The sequence below is a fragment of the Shewanella psychropiezotolerans genome, from assembly GCF_007197555.1.
GTDB lineage: Bacteria > Pseudomonadota > Gammaproteobacteria > Enterobacterales > Shewanellaceae > Shewanella > Shewanella psychropiezotolerans.
Window position 1 is genome coordinate 914,369 of sequence record NZ_CP041614.1, and the last position, 21,873, is coordinate 936,241.

Genomic DNA, 21,873 nt, shown 5'->3' on the forward strand with positions numbered 1-21,873 from the left:
ACGTCCTGTCAGTTTCACAGGATTAACTTCAACGCCCTTCGGCAACTTCCAACGGGGACCAGTTGTATCTTTAGGCCGCGTTTGGTTGTAGATACAAGCTAATAAGATTTAAAGGTTATTAGCTTGTATCTTTCTATCAATAGTTTGATGTTCTAACTTAAAAATCAATCAACCTGATTGGCTTGATAAGGCAAAAAAGCAATATAAGAGTAGAAAATCTAGATAAGTAGCCTTTAATTAGCCGGTGTAGGTGGAAGCTATATTTGCTCTTCATCCAAGTCCTGATGCGGCTGCGAGCTTCGGCAACATGGATGTTGCCGCAGAGCCTATAGGGACATATTAACGGCGTCTCGCAGAAGTATTAGGACATTAAGTGCGCCACAGGCGATAGATTGAAATAACGTTCAAAGTTACAAATCAATTATCCGATATTAGAAAATGTAGAATTATAGACAGAGATAAAAGAGAACCATCTATGAGTTCTCGGCCTCACTTTGGCATCGAATACACAATTTTGCGATAGCATGTATCGTGAGCCGACCGATACCAATACTCTCACCGCATTCAAGACAAACACCATACTCCTCGGGTTCGAGCAAGATCTGCTTAATACGCAGGAGGTGCTGCTGCATCAGTACTTCACCCGCTTGTGCCATCTGTTGCTGTTGAATCGCGTCGATGCGTGATACTCGTCCAACCGCTTGCTGGTCTAGTTGAACTGGGGCGCTGCGTTCGTGGATTGATTCTATTTGCTGCTCTAAGTCGATTAGCTCATGTCTGAGCTTAGTGAGCAGTTCTTGTTTCTCGGTTGACGTGAGATCTGCTTGTTTCAAGAGTCAGTCTCCGATTTGGGATGATTGGGGATAGAAGCAACTAAATTATCTGACTTCTTCTCGTAAAACAAGTGGGCATAGCAAGGGTAAAACAAAGGATATAAAAAAGGCGCACTCAGCTCATGAATAGGGCTTTGACAGTGCACCTTTATCTATGTTTTTTCGCAACTCGCAACTCGCAACTCGCAACTCGCAACTCGCAACTCGCAACTCGCAACTCGTCGCTTATAGTTTAATCTTCATCTTCAAGCGAATATGGCAGTGGCTTGATCGTCAGCGACGAGCTTTCATCTCCTGCGATTCTAAGCTTGGCACTGTCTTGGGTGTCATTAGGTAGCACGGCTGTTAGTAAGATCTGCTCGCCTGATTGAACCAGTTCGATGATGGTACCAGTTTTCTTGAAGCCATCGTCTAAGGCTAGCTCTAGTCTGGTTTCCAGACTGACAGTTTCGCTACTGGTGCCGCTTAGGATATACAGGGCGCGCTTATTGCCACCGCGATACTTCATGCGGGCTATGGTTTCCTGGCCCATGTAACAACCTTTCTGGAAGCTGATACCATTAATACCCTGTAAGTTACACATCTGAGGTACAAACTGGCTCTGATGTGGGGCTGCCAGGTTAGGGTAACCCGATTGGATCTCCAGAGCTTGCCAGGCGGTGGCATCGACTATCTCTTGACTGATAGAAGTGAGCAAAGGTGCAGCAGCTTCTTTGTCCATCACTATGATGAAACGGTCATTGTCTTTAAGCAGCAGGCCACCAGAAATCTCGGTGACTTCTTTGTCGATGCTAGTATTGTCTGCTGGGCCGAAACGCTCGTTGACCCAAGCTTGCGCCTGTTCACCGGCGACGCCTAATAGTAAGAATTTTTCGGTAACATCGACGAGATCAGCCTTGCTGAATACTGCATATTTAGCAAGTTGAGTTAGATCCAGGGCCAAGGTATCAGACGGCATCATCATGAACAGTGCATCTTCGAGGACGAAGGTTCTGAAGCTTGCCAGCATCTTTCCCTTGGGATCGCAGTGGGCTCCCCAGCGCCATTGGTCGTTTTCTAAAGAGCTGATGTCAGTGGTGACTTGTCCGTGGATAAAGCTGCGGCCTTGTTCACCCGTCACGCTCATTAGACCCAAGTGGGATAAATTAGAGAAGAATAGCGATGGAATTGGGTCATTCAAGTTCCAACTGGGCTGAGAAACGGAAAGCGTCATATCATGATCCTAGGAAATAAACGGGCTGGAAAGAGCTGATTGTAACTCGAATCTGCAAATGCTTGAAATGAAATAACCCGCATAATTAGTAAAATTATGCGGGTTATTAATTTTTAGTCACAGACTGGTATTTAGTGCAGTAAGCGAGTTCTGATAGTGCCTTCGATGGTTTTCATTTGTTCCAAAGCTTCTTCGGCTTGATCCGAATCGACCTCCATTACTACATAACCAATCTCCGCAGTAGTTTGAAGATACTGGGCAGCGATGTTGATGCCTTTCTCTGCAAATGCTTGGTTAATCTTGATCAGTATACCGGGACGGTTGTGGTGAATATGCAGTAATCGAGACGCGTCTTTATGCTGAGCCAAAGAAACTTCCGGGAAATTGACTGCAGTCATGGTCGAGCCATTATCTGAGTACTTCGCCAGCTTGCCAGCCACTTCTATACCGATATTTTCCTGGGCTTCCTGAGTGCTGCCCCCCACATGAGGTGTCAGGATGACGTTATCCAGACCGCGTAGCGGGCTGAAGAACTCGTCATTGTTAGACTTAGGTTCAACCGGAAACACATCGATAGCGGCGCCAGCGAGTTTTTCACTGCGGATGGCCGAAGCGAGAGCGTCTATGTCGACAACAGTGCCGCGAGAGGCGTTGATTAAGATGCTGCCTTGCTTCATGTTGGCAATCTCGGCTTCACCGATCATCTCTTTGGTCTGCGGTGTCTCAGGTACGTGCAGGCTGACAACATCAGCGAGAGACATTAATTCTTGCATCGAATGAATTTGCTGGGCATTACCCAGTGGCAACTTATCTTCAATATCGAAGAAGATTACGCGCATGCCGAGCGTCTCGGCCAAGATACCGAGTTGAGTACCAATATGACCATAGCCGATAACACCTAAGGTCTTACCGCGGGCTTCGAAACTGCCTACGGCACTCTTAAGCCATCCGCCTCTGTGCGCCATGGCATTACGCTGTGGAATACCACGAAATAACATAATTATTTCACCCAGCACTAACTCGGCAACACTTCGAGTATTTGAAAACGGCGCATTGAAAACCGGTACACCCAGTTTTTCAGCAAAACTTAGGTTAACTTGGTTAGTCCCGATACAGAAACACCCAATACCGACAAGTTTCTCGGCTTGGCTTAACACTGCTTCGGTGATCTGGGTGCGGGAGCGAAGGCCGACAAAATGAGCATCTTTGATCGCTGTGGCTAAGGCCTCTTCCCCGAGAGATGCTTTGTGGTATTCGATATTGCTGTAGCCTGCTCGCTTAAATACATCAACCGCAGATTGGTGGACGCCTTCCAACAGCAGGATCTTGATCTTATCCTTGTCCAGCGAATGTTTCGCCATGATTTGGGTACCTTCTTCGGTTATTGGTATTTTGTTAACTTAAGTTGATTTTTTGTATTATTAGTATTCTATTGATACTTGTCCGACCAAAGTAGCATTTTTTTTATGCACTGTGGAGGGCTAGATGGCTAAAGTTATTATTCTTATATCAAAACAATAGAGTTTATCCGTATATGAGGTTCCTATTTTGAATAAACAGCTTATTTGGTTAGTGATTTTTCTGTCGGTACTGGTTTGGTCGGCTATCGAGCCTAAAGACCTGTTCACCTGGTTTCTTGAAGTACTACCTGCTCTCGTCGTCTTGCCAGTTTTATTTCTGACTCGAGAGCGCTTTCCACTGACGCCTTTGGCTTATGTTTTTATATTGGTTCACTGCATCATACTTATGGTTGGCGGCCACTACACCTATGCTGAGGTGCCTCTTTTTGACTGGATCGCCGAAATTACGGGCTCAGACAGAAACAATTACGACAAGCTGGGGCATCTTGCTCAGGGGTTCGTGCCTACCTTAGTAGCCCGTGAAATCTTCATTCGATTAGATGTGGTGAAACGTGGCGCTTGGTGTAATTTCTTGTCATTGTGCTTCGCTCTAGCATTTTCAGCTTTCTATGAGTTGATTGAGTGGTGGGTTGCTCTGCTTACGGGGGAGGATGCCGAAGCATTTTTAGGGACCCAAGGTTACATTTGGGATACCCAATCGGATATGGGCATGGCGTTGGTGGGGGCGATAATTTGCCTGGTTACACTTGTTAAGTTTCATGATGTACAGCTGGCTAAATTTAATGGCTAACTAGTGAATTATTTTATCTTGTATAAAGTCTACTGGTTTTTATGCTTTAAAGGTCTAGCTGTATGAGGTTTTAATAGCTAAAACTGATAAAAACCGATTTATCATCGCATTTACATTTGATTAATACTTTTTTACTATGGTATTACAATTAAAACTATTCAAATCTACTAAAACTATTCAAAATAGTAATCATTCTGGTTGATAGGGAAGATTGACCACCCCCTTACAGAGAACAAGTAAACTTTTCAGGGAGAAAAGTGAATGAGTAAGATTGATGAATTGGTGTTCTTGCATCAAGTGGCTGCACCATGCCACTTGGCTATTCTGGCCGAATCTATTGGTTTAAAAACACGCATAGTGAAGCAGGTATCTGAACTTGAGCCTGAGAGAGACAATAACTGTTTCTATCTGATCGAGCAGGAGGGAGCCGCCTTAGACAGTAAGGGGATACCGTTATTGGCATCTCGTCTGGTGCCCCATGTACCCGTTGCACTCTATCAGGTTAACCGCGAGAAACTTGAGCCCGAATCTGCCTTGTTACTGGGAATTCGTGGGCTGCTTTATGCGGACCAACGTATGGACCTATTGTTAACAGGTTTAAGAAAGATGGTGGCCGATGAGCTTTGGTATGACAGGACGCTTATCAGTAAGATGTTCCGTCAACTGGTGAGCCGTTTGGACAGCACTAAGGATTATTCACAAGATACCGTGGCTATGCTGCAGATGTTGACGAAAAGAGAGCGTACCATTATTCAGCTCGTATCCAGTGGCGCTAGAAATAAAGAGATCGCTCATCGACTCTGCATCAGCGAACACACGGTGAAGGCACATATCTCCTCTATTTTCAGGAAGACGCAATCTCGTAATCGTGTGGAGTTACTCAGATGGGCGCAGACCTATCAGAGTCACTTCGAACTCTGTTCTTAACAGGTTAACGAGCTACTGATAATTGAGGCTCTGCTAATGACAGCTTGTTACTGAGAGATATTTTGAGTATATAGTCATTAACGGAAAAGGCTAAAACGGTCTCAATGGCCGTTTTTTTATGCCTGCAAAACCCTGATGTTAATACTAATTAACTAGGCTTGTATAAATTTCATTCTAATCTAGAGGTTTTTATGCAGATTTTGTAAAAATCTGTCACGGCTTGATAAATTGGTGTTCGGCCTTGATTTCAATGCCTGTTCTTGATTAAGTATTTGATTTTGACAAGCTTAAACCTAATCTAGAATCACCTGTTCTTATTTGTGATAAGTTAATCTTGTTTTTTCTTTGTTTTACAAGTATTTATAAACCGTTAATGTGATTTAGGCATCTTTTTTTTATCATCCAAGTCTGTAAGAATCCCCCTGCACGTTAATAGAAATTAGCGGCAATATTATAAAAATGGGGTTGAATAAATGGATAATGTTAAAAAAATGTCAGTGCTTGCACTGTCTATCGCCGCGGCTCTGCCTATGATGGCAAGCGCCGATGTGATCATTAGCGAATATGTAGAAGGTTCAGGCTATAGCAAGGCTATAGAAATCTACAACTCAGGGTCGACAGCCGTCGATCTTACAGCTTACTCGCTAGTTTACTACTCGAAAGGTGACTCAACACCTAAGACTATATTGGATCTGAGTGGAAGTCTGGCACCTAACGCCATCAAGGTCATCACTAACAACCACAAAGATAATGCTATCGCATTAGATGGGTCCATCGATTCACAGGAAGCCAGTATCTATTTCAATGGCGATGATAAAGTCGGCATCTTGAAAGGCGCTGAGTTAGTCGATCTCTTTGGTGAAGTCGGTACTACAGGTGATTGGGCAAAAGATGTCACTGTTGAGCGTAAAGTCACTGTTACGAATGCCAATACCAGCTATGTTGAAAATGAATGGACAGTTAAATCTAAAAATCTATTCAGTGGCTTAGGTGCACGCTCAGGTGATTTTGGTGGGGGAGCACCTGAACCTGAAGTACCAACCTTTAGTTGTGTCGGTGAGAAGCTGACGCCTATTTATGACGTGCAAGGTGTTGGCCGAGTCAGCCCACTGATTGATGAGGGCAAATTTGAGTCTACCGATGAGGTCACTATTACAGGTGTGGTTACTGCCCGTGGTGAGAGCTTGTTCAAAGGTTTCTATCTGCAAGATATTGATGGTGATAACTCTCCGTACACCTCCGATGGCGTATTTGTTTATCTGGGTGAAGCGCCAGGTGAAGAGATCCAACCCGGAGTCGAGGTTTGTGTTCAAGGTAAAGTAAAAGATTTTTATGGCCTGACTCAGGTCGATATCAAAGCCGATAAAAAGATGGCTGTTGGCGAGATGGGCGAGATTCTGGCTCCGACAGCATTCTACGTGGCCGATGGCGAGTCTTTAGGCGATGCACTTAATCGTTATGAAGGTATGAATATCGTGTTAGACGCGGGTAGTGACATGAAGATCACTCGTAGCTTCAGTTATGACTATGCCGGCAGAAGAAATAACATGGTGCTATCTCATAAAGCTCCATTGATGAAGCCGACTCAAGTTTTCGCCCCTCTCTCAGATGAGGCAACTGCTCTACAAGAATCTAATCGTGGTAATGAACTCTACGTAGAGTCTGATTACAAGGCTAAGAATGGTGAGGTGCCTTACTTCCCCACGTTCAACGCCGAGACGGGTTATATCCGTATTGGTGATCAGCTTACCAATATGACTGGTGTCGTGAGCTACAGCTATGGTGCTCCGCGTCTGGTGGTAACTAACGAAATCACAGCAGGTGACTTCATTCGCGTCAATGACCGTATTGAATCTCCCGAAGCGGCGGGTCAAGGTGATATCCGCGTCGCTAGCTTTAACGTGTTAAACCTGTTTACCAGCGATAGCGAAGTTGGTGGTCCACTAAACCCAACTTGTAAAGATCAGGCCGATGCAGATGCGAGCCGTGGTTGTGGTCGAGGTGCACATTCTCTGGATGATTACTTGTTGCAGCGTACTAAGATAGTTACTGCGATTAAAGAGATGAATGCCGATGTGATTGGTCTGATGGAGATCGAAAACAATGGTTTCAGCGAGCATAGCTCGATTCAGTATCTGTTGAATGCCATTAATGCCGAGCTACCTGCCGCAGACGCCTATGATTTTATCGAAGTCAGCGATGCAGATAAGTACAAAGGTGAATTTATCGGTGGTGATGCGATTACTGTTGGTCTGCTATATCGTCTTAGTACAGTAAAGCCAACTGGAGATGCGTTTGTTATCGCAACTCCTGAGCAGCACGCCGCAGAAGGGGTGGTGACTCGCGGAGAAGGTGACGATGTTGAAATCAGCCCTGGTTATAACAAGTATCAGCGCCATAGCTTGGCGCAGACATTCCAGATCCATGATGAGAAGTTGACCGTTGTGGTTAACCACCTCAAGTCAAAGGGCTCAGGTTGTTTGGAAGATTGGCTCGAGTTCTCTGAAAGTAAAGATCCAGCAGACTTGCAAGGCAAGTGTAATGAGTTTCGTGTATCGGCAGCTAAAGTACTGGGCGAGTCACTCAAAGACGTTGAAGGTGGCTTGTTAGTTATCGGTGATATGAACTCATATGGCATGGAAGATCCCATCGCTGTACTGACAGATTATGATGCTGCCACCGCGAAACGTGAAATTGTTACAGCTTCATGGACGACCCTCAATGGTGAAGTTTATGAGCGTGAAGGCAGTAAGATTGAGAAAGGTTTTGGTCTGATTAATCTAAACACCCAAGCACATGGACCTGCAACCTTTGGTTATAGCTACAGTGGTGAGCTGGGTAACTTAGATCATGCATTGGCTAATACAGCTGTCGCTGAAAAGCTAGTGGCTATTCAAGACTGGAACATCAACTCGGTCGAATCTAACCTTTTCGAGTACCCTAGCAAATATTCGGGTGACTTAGAGAAGTCAGAGAATGCCTTTAGCTCTTCGGATCATGACCCTGTGATCATTGCGTTAAGCTATCCAGCGCCTCAGCCAAAGCCGGAACCAACTCCTAAAGATGATGGTGGTTCGTTAGGTTACCTTGGTCTGGGACTATTATCACTACTGGGTTTACGCCGTCGTAAGCACTAATTATTGAGATGACTCATTGTTAATGCTAAACCGCCTTTAATTCATTAAAGGCGGTTTTTTCATGCCATTTTTACTTTAACAAGATGAGGAAAGCCAGAAAAAATCAATTGGGTCTGGATTCGAGATTAATTGGCTATTTTTATATGTTATTTTTATTCTCTACGGTAATGAATCGATCTTATCTTAGCCGTTTATAGGTTCTGCTTTTTGCTTTTCACTTGGTCATATTCTAGTTTTTCTTGTTCTATTCGGTGCTACACCAACACCTTCTCAGTTTTTGTCGGTTCTATATGGGGGACTCACTTTTTTATTATCATCGCACTCGGTTGCTGGCTTTTACACTATCTAACCTATAAAAACAGTATCTAACTTTCATTAAATGATGCCGATCTTATATAACAAACTTAAATTTGTATAAACTGGCGACATCTGATGATTTCATCGATAAAAAATGTATGGAAGTTTTCATCAGTTTGTTGGAAATGGTTTGATACCATTTTCTCATCAATGTGCCTTGAATTGAAAAAACTGAGAGTCTCTGAATTGACCAGATACTTATATGGAATGGTATTACTACTAGGCCAGCCATAGCTTTTAACTCCTCTTACCTGTTTAAACTTACAGCGCTAGCCAGTAGACTGTGGCTTAATTATTATAAGAATGGATCTAGTGATGAGTATTTGGTTTAGACCTGTGAGCTTGGAAGATTGCGCTAAAATGGATTCGGGTATGCATGGCAAGGGCACCTTGATGCAAACTATGGGCATTAAGATCACCGAAATTGGTGATGATTATATGGTGGCGACTATGCCAGCCTCTCCTGAAGTACATAATCCCTTAGGTATCGTCCACGGTGGAGCCAATGTGGCACTGGCTGAGACGGTTGCCAGCTATGCGGCAAACTTCGCCGTAGATTTTGAGAATTACTACTGTGTCGGCCAAGAGATCAATGCCAATCATCTTAAAGCTTCCAGAAATGGTGTCCTAACCGCGACGGCAAAGCCTGTGCATTTAGGTAAACGAAGCTCTGTTTGGGAGATACTTATCCATAACAGCGGCGGTGATCTTTGCTGTATCTCGCGCATGACAGCAGCCGTGGTTAAGCGTTAGTGATACAGGTTGGAAGCCAAGTATTATTGACGATCTATTAACGTAAATAGACTATAGATGTGTAGGTATCTGTTACATAATATGCGCCTTTATTAATGGCGAGCTACAGGCTTTAATGCACTAAACTTGTTATCTAGGTTTGAGTCGATTGTGAGCTGTGGGGAATATGTAAAATGGATAGTGCAACAGTTTGGGAGTGGGTCGGCTATTTAGCCTCTGTGGTTGTGGCCATCTCGCTGATGATGTCGAATATTAAAAAGTTACGCTGGTGGAACTTGATCGGTGCAGGCCTTTTTGTCGCTTATGGTTTGGCCATTGATGCCTTACCTGTGGCTTTGGTAAACTTCTTTATTGTGCTGATCGATGCTTATTACATAGTCAAAATTTATAAAGCCGAAAAGGCGATTAACCAACAGCCTTGAGCTAGCATAAGCCAGAGCTTAGTAGATAACCTTGAGTTGAATCGATAGCCCTGAGTTAACTGTAGTTCTGAGTCAGATAGACAGTTTTGAGCTAATTAGAAGTCTTGCGGTGAATAAGAGGAGCCAGCTAACTGTAGAGGTTAGCTGGCTCTTTTTGTATTGCAGATGTTCATTATCTTTAATGAACATCTGTCATTTTCGGTTTTAACTATTTGCTTTCAATCGACTGTTTTGATAGTAATAGTGTTCATTCCCCTGCGTTTAACCTCTAGTCTTATCATCTTGAACAACATATCTCTCCACGAGACTAGCTTCTCAGTAGAGCTTAACTCTGTATGGGTGTTGTGTTGATTCAAATCAGTATTCACGCCAATGAAAGGCGTAACCTCCAATAGCAATAATGTATTTCTTTGTAGGTATCTGTGAGTTACCTCTCACGCCTTTAATCTTTAAAATGAATTAGGTTAATCTAGTTTAATCGTTTTTATTCATCTCTTTTTTGAACTAGTATTTATTCATCGACAGGGTTTATGTGAAGGCTTCTAGAGCTAAGCGGCTTAACGAAAGCGAAACGGATCAATAACTATGGCTACAATATTTGATGTTATCGAAGACTGGTTGAACTAATCGACCAGTACGACTGAATTAGAAAATTAACAAATAAAAAGCATTGGAGAACAATATGACTAATCAAGCTAACTACTTAACCAGCCAAAATGGCGCGCCTGTTGCGGACGATCAAAATTCAATGACGGCAGGTGAGCGCGGCCCTGTACTATTACAAGACTTTCATCTGTTAGAAAAACTTGCTCATTTCAATCGTGAGCGTATTCCTGAGCGTGTAGTGCATGCCAAAGGCACGGGTGTTTACGGTATTTTTACCCTGACCAAAGACATGAGCAATTACACTATTGCCGACCACTTCAATGGCGTAGGTAAACAAACTGAAACTTTCATTCGTTTCTCTACCGTAGGCGGTGAGATGGGCTCGGCCGATGCGGAGCGTGATCCCCGTGGTTTCGGTCTACGTTTCTATACGGCCCGTGGTAATCACGACATAGTAGGCAATAACACCCCGACCTTCTTTCTGCGTGATGGCATCAAGTTTCCGGACTTTATTCATACCCAGAAGCGTAATCCGCAGACTAATTTGAAAGATCCACAAGCCATGTGGGATTTCTGGGCATTGAATCCTGAAGCCCTGCATCAGGTGACAATCTTGATGTCGGATCGCGGCATTCCGGCTAACTATCGCCAGATGAATGGCTATGGTTCACACACCTATTCGCTGTGGAATGATAAAGGCGAGCGTTTCTGGGTTAAGTTTCATTTCAAGACTAAGCAAGGCATAGTTAACCTGACCCCTGAGCAGGCCGACATCCTTAAAGGGATCGATCCTGATTCGTCTCAACGTGACATGGTCGCGGCCATTGCCGACGGTAACTTCCCTCGTTGGGCGGTTAAGGTGCAAATTATGCCGGAAGCCGATGCCAATACATATCATATCAATCCATTCGATCTGACTAAGGTATGGCCACACGCCGATTATCCACTGATTGAGATTGGTGAACTTGAACTTAATCGCATGCCTGAGAACTACTTCGCCGAAGTAGAGCAGGTCGCATTGGCACCGAGTAACTTAGTACCGGGTGTTGGTGCTTCACCGGATAAGATGTTGCAGGCTCGCTTGTTTGCCTATGCAGATGCACAGAGATACAGAATTGGCACTAACTATAATCAGCTGCCAGTGAATTGTCCGCACGCTACTAAGGCTAATCACCACCAACGCGCCGGTGCCATGGCGGGAACTCAATGTCCCTATAACGGCAGCCAAACCGGTGGCGATGCGAGTCCAAACTACGGGCCGAACAGCACAGAGTCTGCGTTAGTAGAGCCGAGTACTTTTGCCGAGCCAGCACTGGGTCTCGATGGTGAAGCCGATAGATACAGCCGTTATAATCAGGATGACTTTGCTCAGGCGGGCAACCTGTACCGTATTTTCCCTGAAGATGAGAAGGTTAGATTGATCACCACTATCTGTGGCAGCTTGAGTCAGACGACTATGGATGTGCAGCAGACCATGGTCGAGCATTTCACCAAGGCGGATGCGGATTACGGTAAGCGTATCAAGCAGGCATTGGGATTGTAATAAAAGAAGGTTATAAAAAAGGCCCTGGTTCCTAGGAACCAGGGCCTTTTTTATTCTTCTAATTTAGATGATTAAAACATGAGTGTTGCTACACCGAGTAGTGCAAACAATACGGCGCATCCTCGATGGATCAGGGTAAGGGGTAATTTTTCTGCGCTGAAGTTGCCGGCTATGACCACAGGAACGTTAGCGATAAGCATGCCTAAGGTTGTGCCCATGACTACCATAGCTAGGGCATCATACTTCGCCGCTAATACCACAGTGGCAATTTGAGTTTTGTCGCCCATCTCGGCGATGAAAAACAGAATGAAAGTGGCAATGAAAGGCCCCATTTTGTAGAAGCGGCTCTCTTCACAATCGACCTTGTCCGGGATCAATACCCACAGAGCGATCGCAAAAAATGAAGCGGCGACTAAGTAGCGGGCTAGTTCCGGGCTAATCAAGCCAACGGCCCAATTACCTAGCCAGGCGGCGCCAAAGTGGTTGATCAGAGTTGACAGAAAAATACCGAGAATAATTGCCGTTTTACTGCCTTTTATGTGGCTAAATCTGGCGGCGAGTATGAGGGCGAGCAGCTGAGTTTTGTCACCGATTTCGGCGATAGCAACCGTAAAGGTTGATGCGAGTAGTGCTTCCAAGAGACTTCCTTATAGGGGGGCAAAAATCCGAGTACAGAAGACCGGCCCCCCTTTTTTATGGGCGGTCACTGCACTCAGGTCTTGCAAAACAATATGAGTCATCACGTCATATTGTTGTGAGCACCATGGCGTTGTGGCCAAGTATGTTGACACTCACTCAATCTTTGCCTCGAAGTAAATCGATTCAGACAACAAAGATTGCTCGCTACTCCCCTGAAGTAGAGGCGAACATTATACATTTTGAGGGTCGAGTCGCAATCTCTGAGTTCTCGAATTGGTGATTTTATTGAGTGGAAAAACCTCAGGTAACGTAAGTGTTTCCCTCTTGTTGGAAACTTATTGAGCCAGTGTTCAAACTTGTTTACAGCTGCCATAGATGGCTTGCTCACTAGGTTTGTAGCTGTTAATGTCCCTAGCAGTCATTTTAGAGGAAGATCTCTCCTTCAAAGTCGTTCTAAATCTGACCTACCAAAAATGTAGAATAAAAATATATCAAACAGGACAATTTTGTGAATTTAAAAATGCTCGGCTCCATCGCTATCGTTGCGGGAACTGCAATCGGTGGTGGTATGTTAGCCCTACCTTTAGCTACTGCTTCCTTGGGTACATTACCCGCGTTTCTCTTGCTCGTTGTGATCTGGGGGATCTCCATCTATACATCTCTGCTGATGTTAGAGATCAACTTACGCACTGGAGTGGGCGATAACGTCCATGCTATTACTGGCAAAATTTTAGGGAAAGTGGGTCAGTTAATTCAGGGGGCATCATTTATGAGCCTACTGTTTGCGTTGACTATGGTATATTTGATGGGCGGCTCTTCTCTGCTCGAGACTCGCTTCGAGCCTCTGGGTATCACCATGAATAACCAGGTCGCTGTGTTGTTATTCACTGTCTTCTTCGGCGGTTTGATAGCAGTTGGGGTCAAATGGATCGATAAGGTTTCCCGCGTCCTCTTTACATCCATGGTCGTACTCTTAGTGATCGTGGTGGCCTTCTTACTTCCTGAAGTGGATATGTCTGCTCTGCTAACCAGCACAGGTAGTGAGATTGTTTCTGGTAGCGAACTGAACAACTTATGGTTGGCAGCTATTCCTATCGTATTCACCTCGTTTGGTTTCCATGTGTGTATCGCGACCATAGTGCGCTACTTAGATGGCGATGCCGTATCACTACGTAAAATTTTAATTATTGGTTCAACCATACCGCTTGTCAGCTATATTCTCTGGTTGATGGTGACCTTAGGCACTTTAGGTGGCGACAGGGTTTATGGCTTCGAAGGTTCATTGCCTCTGCTGGTCACGGCCTTACAAGGTCTGGCAAATTCAGAGATCTTGAAGCAATGTATCGATCTCTTCGCTAACTTGGCGCTTATCACTTCCTTCCTGGGTGTGACCATGAGTCTGTTTGACTATGTGGCCGAACTGACACGAGCTAAAGATGATTTTTGGGGTCGAGCTAAGACCTGGCTGATCACCTTTATTCCGCCTCTGCTATGTGCGCTTTATTATCCCGATGGTTTCTTCAAAGTATTAGGTTTTGCGGCCATTCCCTTGGTGATCATGATCATCTTCTTACCGATTGCCATGGCACTGAAGCAGCGTAAACAGAATCTGGGAGGTTATCAGGTCTCTGGTGGTACAGCTGCACTCGGTGTTGCAGGTGTATTAGGCGCTGTAATTATTACGGCTCAGTTACTGGTTGCGTTATAGAGTAAACGTCAACAGATTGCCTTTACACATGCTTTGTAAGGGATTGATTCAAAGACTGTCTTAATGGCAGTGGCATATGATAAGGTCGAGCGCGAATAGTAATATTTGGCTCGGCTTTTTATTGCCTGAGTTTTAGCAAGATGGCTAAATGCTATTGCTACATAAACAAGTACAAGCAAAGCAGAACAAGAATTACCACACTAATAATTAAAAAATGGATTTAACAAAATGAAGAAATGGCTTCTCACTGTCGCTGTAGCTGCCACTTTTGGCGCACAGGCCGACGAAGGTATGTGGCAACCATACCAACTGCCCGCAATGGCCGATGAATTAAAGGCTAAGGGATTAGAGATTGATGTGGAATCTATCTCTAAATTAACCGAATTTCCAATGAATGCCGTCATTAGCCTAGGTGGTTGTACGGCATCATTCGTCTCACCAAAGGGGCTGGTGGTCACTAACCATCATTGCGCCTATGGCTCGATTCAATATAACTCGACGCCGGAAAAAAACCTGCTTAAAGATGGCTTCCTGGCTAAGTCTTATGGCGAGGAGCTACAGGCTACACCGGGTTCACGTATCTATGTGACTGAAGCAGTGACAGATGTGACTGGCAAGGTCAAGAAAGGTTTAGAGAGCAAGCTTGGTCACGCCTTCTATCAGGGCATTGAGCAGAGAGAAAAGTCATTAGTGGCCGAGTGTGAGGCCGAAGATGGCTATCGCTGTCAGGTATACAGTTTCCATGGTGGTTTGGAATATTATCTGGTTAAGCAACTAGAGATCCGCGATGTACGTCTGGTGTATAACCCTGCAGCTAGTGTAGGCAAGTATGGCGGCGATATAGATAACTGGATGTGGCCACGTCACACCGGTGATTTCTCCTTCTACCGTGGTTATGTGTCTAAAGATGGCAAGCCTGCAGATTTCGACAAAGACAACGTACCGTACGAACCAAAAAGTTTCCTGAAGGTTTCGGCTAAAGGTGTGAGTGACGGCGATTTCGTTATGGTGGCAGGTTACCCTGGCCGCACTAACCGTTACCGCACAGCCAATGAAGTCGAGAACCAGTTCGAGTGGGCATACCCGGAAGGTAAGGTGCTGCGAGAGCGTTTCATCGAGATCATCAAGGAGACAGCACCTGAAGGCAGCGATGAGCGTATCAAGTATGAAAGCCTGATCGCTGGTTTGGCAAACTATGCCAAGAACTTCACCTCTATGATCGAATTTTACGGTAAGTCGACCATGCTTGATGATCGTAAAGGTCGTGAGTCTGAGTTGGCTAGCTGGATCAATAAAGATAGCAAGCGTAAGGTAAAATACGGTAAGACGCTGGCTGAGCTAGATAAGCTGATCGCCGAAGGTCAAGATCATCAGGCTCGAGATATTATCTTAGGTTATATTCGCTACACCACTATGGTGCCAACGGCGCGTAAGTTGTACCGTTTGGCTAATGAGAAACAGCTGGATGATATGGCACGTGAGCCTGGTTACCAGGAACGTGACATGATCCGTTTCAAGTCGAGCATGGAGCGTATCGACCGTCGTTATGCTGCCAGTGTCGATAAGGCAATGCTGTTTGACATGCTTAAGCGCTACGCCGTATTACCGAGTAGTGAGCGTATTGCAGCTCTGGACAAGGTATTTGGCATCGGCAAAAAGCTAGATGAGAAGAAGCTGTCTAAAACTCTGGATAAGATGTATGCCAAGACGACACTAGGCGATATGGATACGCGCCTGGCTTGGTTAGACAAGTCGGTTGCCGACTTTAACGCCTCGAACGATCCTTTCATTCAGTTTGCCGTGGCCATGTATGATACAGACATGAAAATTGAGAAGAAGGACAAGGAGCTGGCGGGTAAGCTGATGAAGGTGCGCCCTCAGTATATGGACGCGATTATCGCTTACAACACGCAGCAGGGTAAGCCGGTTTATGCCGATGCAAACTCAAGTCTGCGTGTGACTGTGGGTCATGTGAAAGGTTACTCACCTCAAGATGGTTTGAAGGCTGTGCCGTTTACGCGTTTAGAAGGTATTTTGGCTAAAGACACTGGCGCGGATCCATTCGATGCACCGTCTAAGCAGCTGGAGCTCATCAAGCAGAAGCAGTACGGTGATTTCTACATGAAATCTATCGACTCTGTGCCGGTTAACTTCCTGTCGACGTTAGATACCACTGGCGGTAACTCAGGTTCACCGACTTTAAATGGTCGTGCCGAGCTAGTAGGTCTGTTATTCGATGGTGTTTACGAGAGTATTATCGGTGATTGGGGTTACGACCCTGAGTCTAACCGTTCTATTCAGGTTGATAGCCGTTACATGCTCTGGGTGATGAAGTATCTGGATAATGCAGATAACTTGTTAGAAGAGATGGACATTGTTTATTAGCATTTAGCTACGAGGTTGCTAGTTTCTAGGAGAAAGTCCTAGGAGTTTGAACCTAGGTGCTCACTTCGTGTCGAGGGCTAAATGTTGAAGTTAAGCGGTCACTTAGATGGCCGCTTTTTTATTTGTCAGATAACAAATTTCAAATATCTTTTTGATTGGTTCATTGGGCTTAGCTGATGTTTGGTTAGTTTTAGGTAAGCCTAACTTCGTTGATATCTATCACCTGCCGTGGGCTTAAGTGTGAACACTTCTGTGACACGCTGTGGACCCATCCATGGGCGCTCTGCGGTTTCATCCTTGAAACCGAAGGTCACAGCCGCATTCACACCTGAGTGTTTATCTCTTCGATTTAAGCTTTGTTAGATAGGGGGGCCTTGTGTATCAAGGTGTTAGGTTCTTATTGAGAAAGGTGAGGATAAGAAAAATACCTAAATTTAGTAATTACCCCTAATTAGCTACGACCCCTTTATTTATATGAAGAGATCTTCCCTTTAAACCTGAAGGAAAAGCCTAAGGTTCACCTAGAATTTATGACGAAGCTCAAAGCCATGTTACCTAATGACTGCAAGCCCATCATCGTAACCGATGCCGGTTTTCGTATTCCTTGGTTTAAGCAAGTTTTGTCCCTTGAGTGGGATTATGTTGGCCGTGTCAGAAACCGCACTCACTGCAAGAAGCTGCAGAAAATGACTGGCATCCGATCAAAAATCTATATGGTTTAGCGAGTTCACGCGCCAAGACCCTGGGTACTTTTCACATGGGTGAAAAGGTAAGCTTTAAAACTCGCTTAGTCATTTTTAAACGTATCGCCAAAGGGCGAAAAGACAAAAATGCCATGGGCGATGATACTAGAAAAGACAAAAAGGTCTCGTGCCAGCGCTGCGCGAGAAAAAGAGCCTTGGTTACTGGCGACATCATTATGTGAGTCTACCGACACAGCTAAGAGAGCCGTTAAAATTTATGCGACAAGAATGCAAATTGAGGAAAGCTTTAGGGATGTGAAAACTGGCCTCAAGATGAATGATAGCGGCACTAGAATTGCGAACAGACTTGGCGTATTGCTACTCATCGCCAGCCTATCTCAGTTCATGCTGTATTTGCTAGGTTTAGCAGGAATTAGAACTTTGCAAAGCTTAGTGATGGCTCCCCAAGCATGCTATTAAATTCGTGGGATCCCTCAGACTACGACCCCTTTATTCCAAACAGTCCACTATTGGCACCGAGCAGATTGCGTGCCTTATGGGTTAAAAGTGGCGCTACAAGCGGTTAACTCAGCCACATATGGCCATGTTATTCAGGGTATCAAATATATATTTGATACCCTGATTCCTACTTAGGTGTTATTCACTCCGGCAGCGAAGTTATTTTCCTTTATTCTTTTTATGTTTGTACCAGTCTTTTTTACTCTTACCACGACTTGAAGCCCAGTCTAAAATTTCAGGATAATCATGCGATAAATCCACTTTCTCTTTTGGATGTTCCCATATTTGCGGAATGATCATCGCCCAAGGTAAATTATCTTCTGTCTGGTAAAATTTATCTGTGCTTTTATCCGTATCATCATGATTTGAACCAAATTGTCTTTTCGATGCATACTTGGTTGGTCGATAACCAGGGAAATGTACTTCAATAACTTCACCATTACCCAGTTTTCGTGAAATATACGTATTATAAGGTGCTGAACCAAAAATGTTCTCATCCACTGGATTTTTTAAGTTGATGGTTACAGTAAACATTGCACCTGTAACTTTAGGACTATTCGGTTCTGTATTAGCAAATTTAAACCCATTTGGGGTCGGTAAAGCATCTTCAATGTCATCGATAATTACAAACATAGTCTGATTACCATCTGCAATCGGCGTTAATGGTACAGCATTAGAAACCGGCCCCATGGTTGCGGATTCGATATTCGTAATGGGGGTGTTAATACTGACCTGAAGTGCGTTTTTATATGACGCCCCTCTCGCAACCGGTTGAAGTTTAAGGATGATTTTACTTATCTGTCCATCAACTTTCGTCTCTATCGTATTATAATTAATCACAACATCATTAAAATCATAATCACCTTTACTGGGCCAAAAATCTTCAAAAGCCATTGTCCCCATCTGATTCTCCGCGGGTGAGTAAGCAGTGCTACTGACTAACGGCACTGGTACATCGGCCACTTCTAACGGAGAAGTATCATAAAGATTAACCTCAAGACCATCACTAAAATTATCCTTATCACTATCAGCATCGAGTGGGTCTGTAAGATGAAGATTAAGTTCTTCATTATCGGTCAAGCCATCACCATCGGTATCGGCCAGTATCGGGTCTGTTGCTAACTCATTCACTTCAACTTCATCAGATAATCCATCACCATCGGTATCAATTAATCCTGGGTCAGTGTTAAGTATGTTTACTTCATATTCATCTGAGAACCCATCCCCATCCGTATCCAATAAAGTTGGGTCCGAATTATAAAATATTACTTCCTCTAAATCGGTCAGCGTATCTTGGTCTGTGTCACTTAAAAGCGGATCTGAACCGTAAATAGTCACCTCTTCAAAATCATTTAATCCATCATTATCAGTATCTGGATCTGTCGGTGATGTATTTAAAATATCAGTTTCATCACTATTAGATAATCCATCTCCATCAAGATCATCTGGATTTACAACCGCTTCCTCAGTGGGATTATTCAATGTTGCTAAGGTATTTTCTAAATCTATTTCAGCTTGTGTTTGCTGTGTTTGTACATTCAATGCATATACATAAACATCACCAGGTAAACTTTTTTTGATCTTTTTATTATGCGCCCCAACACTAACATAGCTTTTAGAAACACCCACAGCATGGCCAAAATTATCCTGTGAGGCACCGTCTGCCGCTGTAAATGAAAATTGCTCCAGCCAAACATCACCAACAAGATGGAACAGAACAACGCTTCCTGATGATGAATTCCTATTTTCAGCGCCAATCACTATATGCTCGCCAACAATCGCGACTGAATTACCAAATTGATCGCCAGAAACTCCTGTACTAGCGGTTAGCTTGGCTTGATTAGTCCATACATCATCTTTGCGTTTATATACGTAAACAGCCCCCTTTTTAATCTCATTATTTCCATGGGGATTATTTTCCATCCCAGCACCAACAACCGCATAATCTTTAGAAATAGCCACTGATAATGCGTAATTGGCAGCACGAGTCACTAAGCCTCCTTTTAGTGTTGCTTGCTTAGTCCAAGTATCATCATAATCATCATATTTATAAATATAAGCAGAACCTTCTTTAGTCTTACCTGACTCACCATCGCCAATGATTAAATAGTCTTCAGATATACTAACAGCAGCTCCAAATTTTTTACTCTTGAACTCTGAGTCTGGAGTGATAGTGGTATTTAAGATCCAATTAGATCCAGTACGTTTATAAACATAAACAACACCATCATCATTCGAGCCTCCTGGCGAAGCTATTACCGCAAGATCGCCCGATATACTGACTGACTGACCGAAAAAATCATTGCTCGTTGTCCCCGGTTTCGTCATTTCTCCCTGCTGATTCCAGTTACCATTTTCATAATTAAAAATATAAACAGCACCAGTTTGTCCGCCTTGAAGCTCAGCACTAACAATGACACTCTGATCTGAAATCGCCACTGCACTACCAAACTGTTTAATTGCTTTCTGAGTACCTGAGATAGGGTTTAGGCAACTCGTCATAGTCCAAGTGGATTGATTTCGTAAAAAAATACACGCTTCCCCCTGATCGTTTTGTTTTCCTGGCGTTCCAACAACGATAAAAGACTCAGTAACAGCCACTGAAGTGCCAAAATTAGCAAATGATTTAGTTGCACCATTAGCAAGCTGGCCCTGCAGCGTAGGTTCAGCATTAAGAGAAAGATGCCAAAAGCTGATCATTAGCAATAAGATAAATAAAAGTACGTCTGAATATTTTTTTATATTAAGCATAATCGTTTACTCAACTAGGTAGTGAATATGATTAGTTTTATCTATTGGTAGCTCAAGCTCTGCATAACTATCGCCATTAATAACGACTACCATTGATTCTGCATAACTGGGGACAGGCAGCAAACTGGTATATTTCATCGCATTGTGAATTTCAGCTTTTTCTAGCAGATTGATCGGCGTATTAGTATCAGGATCCGTTGCTGAATAAACTGAAATAACCGTAAATCCTTGCATCTGACTAAAAGAAATATCAATTTTTACAGCTCTTTGCATATCAAACGTAAAGCCATCTTTAATTACAACATCGTCAAAAGATGGTAATAACACAGGCTCTGGTTCAGTATGTACCTCTACATCTGGTTCAGTCTCCTCCTCTACATCTGAGTTAGAACACCCCATAAAGAGCACCATAAACAACACTGCATAACAGCATATTATTAATCGACTTAGATTACCCATTGCTCGATATCCTTTTAGCAAATTTGAGTTAGTACTCGGTAAGCACAGCGTTTATAGCTTCACGAAAACCAATCTTCAATTCTAAATAGCAATGTTTAAGCCAACTGGAAAACATTAATGAACAAGATGTTAAGCTAAAACCAATAAGAACAGGAAGTCACTGTTGGCTAAAGAGAAAAGTAGCTGGTCTCAATGTGGAATGATGGTAAATTCGGTTTAGAAGTGTTCTCAACAAACGATAAAGAGTGTAATTTGCAATGCATATAGCAAAGTACACATTACAATATTTCATAATGCAAATACTGTTACTTCCGCACAACACTAGGGACGAGTGACGGGGCTATCGAAGATACAATAATGTGGGATGCCCAAGTCACTTCAGGAACAAAGGGGCCGTAGCGAATTAGGTAGTTCTCATGATTAAAATTGTTTACAGGCAAGGTTAAATAAAGAACCTTCTTTTGAAGAACTAAGTGTAGATGCGGTTGCTAGCTTCCAAAACAAGGATGATTTGGCAGAGCTCACATGGCCAATTTTGTTCCATACAAAATTTGGCATTTCCTCCGCTGATCCATAGGGATATGGGAAATGTCTTAAAAGCGTCTGGAACGCTTAAGACCCTGGAGGTCAGACTGACTCTTTATGAAATCAAGAACCAGCGACTCGCAGAACCTTTTCAAAATAAAGAGTGCACAATACTCGCCGGAGAGGCGTTAGGTTACAATGAAGGGGCGACCTTCAAACTACACTCAATAAAACTCAGCCAGAAGCTAAACAAAAAATGAAA

15 protein-coding genes and 1 pseudogene are annotated in these 21,873 nt (G+C 43.7%); 10 read left to right on the top strand and 6 right to left on the bottom strand.

Annotation, left to right across the window (positions count from 1 at the left end; all coding sequences use genetic code 11):
* Positions 1-473 precede the first annotated feature (473 nt).
* The 3 genes from FM037_RS04055 to serA form a co-directional block, all read right to left on the bottom strand.
* The gene (locus tag FM037_RS04055; RefSeq protein ID WP_144044950.1) at positions 474-833 is read right to left on the bottom strand and encodes a TraR/DksA C4-type zinc finger protein; all 360 of its coding nucleotides are present in this window, start codon (positions 831-833) and stop codon (positions 474-476) included.
* A gap of 232 nt (positions 834-1,065) precedes the next feature.
* Entirely contained in the window at positions 1,066-2,046 is a 981-nt protein-coding gene (gene ygfZ / locus FM037_RS04060; protein WP_144044951.1) for a tRNA-modifying protein YgfZ, read from the bottom strand.
* A 131-nt stretch (positions 2,047-2,177) separates the two neighbouring features.
* Complete coding sequence (serA, locus tag FM037_RS04065) at positions 2,178-3,407, bottom strand: phosphoglycerate dehydrogenase (RefSeq protein ID WP_144044952.1); 1,230 nt, start codon at positions 3,405-3,407, stop codon at positions 2,178-2,180.
* Between the two features lie 187 nt (positions 3,408-3,594).
* On the opposite strand from serA, the gene FM037_RS04070 reads away from it, so the two are divergent.
* The 6 genes from FM037_RS04070 (at position 3,595) to katB (ending at position 11,942) form a co-directional block, all read left to right on the top strand.
* The gene (locus tag FM037_RS04070; protein WP_144044953.1) at positions 3,595-4,197 is read left to right on the top strand and encodes a DUF2238 domain-containing protein; all 603 of its coding nucleotides are present in this window, start codon (positions 3,595-3,597) and stop codon (positions 4,195-4,197) included.
* Positions 4,198-4,458: 261 nt separating this feature from the next.
* Positions 4,459-5,124 (top strand): helix-turn-helix transcriptional regulator, encoded by a 666-nt coding sequence (locus FM037_RS04075; protein WP_144044954.1) that lies wholly within the window; start codon positions 4,459-4,461, stop codon positions 5,122-5,124.
* Positions 5,125-5,597: 473 nt separating this feature from the next.
* Positions 5,598-8,261, top strand: a complete 2,664-nt coding sequence (exeM, locus tag FM037_RS04080) for an extracellular exonuclease ExeM (protein ID WP_144044955.1) — start codon at positions 5,598-5,600, stop codon at positions 8,259-8,261.
* A gap of 672 nt (positions 8,262-8,933) precedes the next feature.
* Complete coding sequence (locus FM037_RS04085) at positions 8,934-9,371, top strand: PaaI family thioesterase (protein WP_144044956.1); 438 nt, start codon at positions 8,934-8,936, stop codon at positions 9,369-9,371.
* 173 nt (positions 9,372-9,544) lie between these two features.
* Positions 9,545-9,793 carry a YgjV family protein gene (locus tag FM037_RS04090; RefSeq protein WP_144044957.1) on the top strand — a complete coding sequence of 83 codons (249 nt, stop codon included), beginning with the start codon at positions 9,545-9,547 and terminating at the stop codon, positions 9,791-9,793.
* 682 nt (positions 9,794-10,475) lie between these two features.
* Positions 10,476-11,942: a catalase KatB gene (katB, locus tag FM037_RS04095; protein WP_144044958.1), complete on the top strand. Its 1,467-nt coding sequence runs from the start codon at positions 10,476-10,478 to the stop codon at positions 11,940-11,942.
* A gap of 71 nt (positions 11,943-12,013) precedes the next feature.
* On the opposite strand, the gene FM037_RS04100 is transcribed toward katB, so the two are convergent.
* On the bottom strand, positions 12,014-12,580 hold the full coding sequence (locus FM037_RS04100; protein ID WP_144044959.1) for a TMEM165/GDT1 family protein: 567 nt from the start codon (positions 12,578-12,580) through the stop codon (positions 12,014-12,016).
* Positions 12,581-13,089: 509 nt separating this feature from the next.
* Here FM037_RS04100 and FM037_RS04105 point away from each other — a divergent pair.
* The 3 genes and pseudogenes from FM037_RS04105 to FM037_RS04115 all read left to right on the top strand — a co-directional run.
* Complete coding sequence (locus FM037_RS04105) at positions 13,090-14,289, top strand: amino acid permease (RefSeq protein ID WP_144044960.1); 1,200 nt, start codon at positions 13,090-13,092, stop codon at positions 14,287-14,289.
* Between the two features lie 228 nt (positions 14,290-14,517).
* On the top strand, positions 14,518-16,674 hold the full coding sequence (locus FM037_RS04110; RefSeq protein WP_144044961.1) for a S46 family peptidase: 2,157 nt from the start codon (positions 14,518-14,520) through the stop codon (positions 16,672-16,674).
* A gap of 458 nt (positions 16,675-17,132) precedes the next feature.
* Positions 17,133-17,837, top strand: a pseudogene (locus tag FM037_RS04115) (IS4 family transposase); the annotation flags it as partial.
* A 198-nt stretch (positions 17,838-18,035) separates the two neighbouring features.
* Here the strand turns inward: FM037_RS04115 and FM037_RS04120 are convergent.
* Complete coding sequence (locus FM037_RS04120) at positions 18,036-20,627, bottom strand: LruC domain-containing protein (protein WP_144044962.1); 2,592 nt, start codon at positions 20,625-20,627, stop codon at positions 18,036-18,038.
* A gap of 6 nt (positions 20,628-20,633) precedes the next feature.
* On the bottom strand, positions 20,634-21,086 hold the full coding sequence (locus tag FM037_RS04125; protein ID WP_185976951.1) for a hypothetical protein: 453 nt from the start codon (positions 21,084-21,086) through the stop codon (positions 20,634-20,636).
* A gap of 581 nt (positions 21,087-21,667) precedes the next feature.
* Between FM037_RS04125 and FM037_RS04130 the strand changes: the two genes are divergently transcribed.
* Positions 21,668-21,871 (top strand): hypothetical protein, encoded by a 204-nt coding sequence (locus tag FM037_RS04130; RefSeq protein ID WP_144044963.1) that lies wholly within the window; start codon positions 21,668-21,670, stop codon positions 21,869-21,871.
* Positions 21,872-21,873 lie beyond the last annotated feature (2 nt).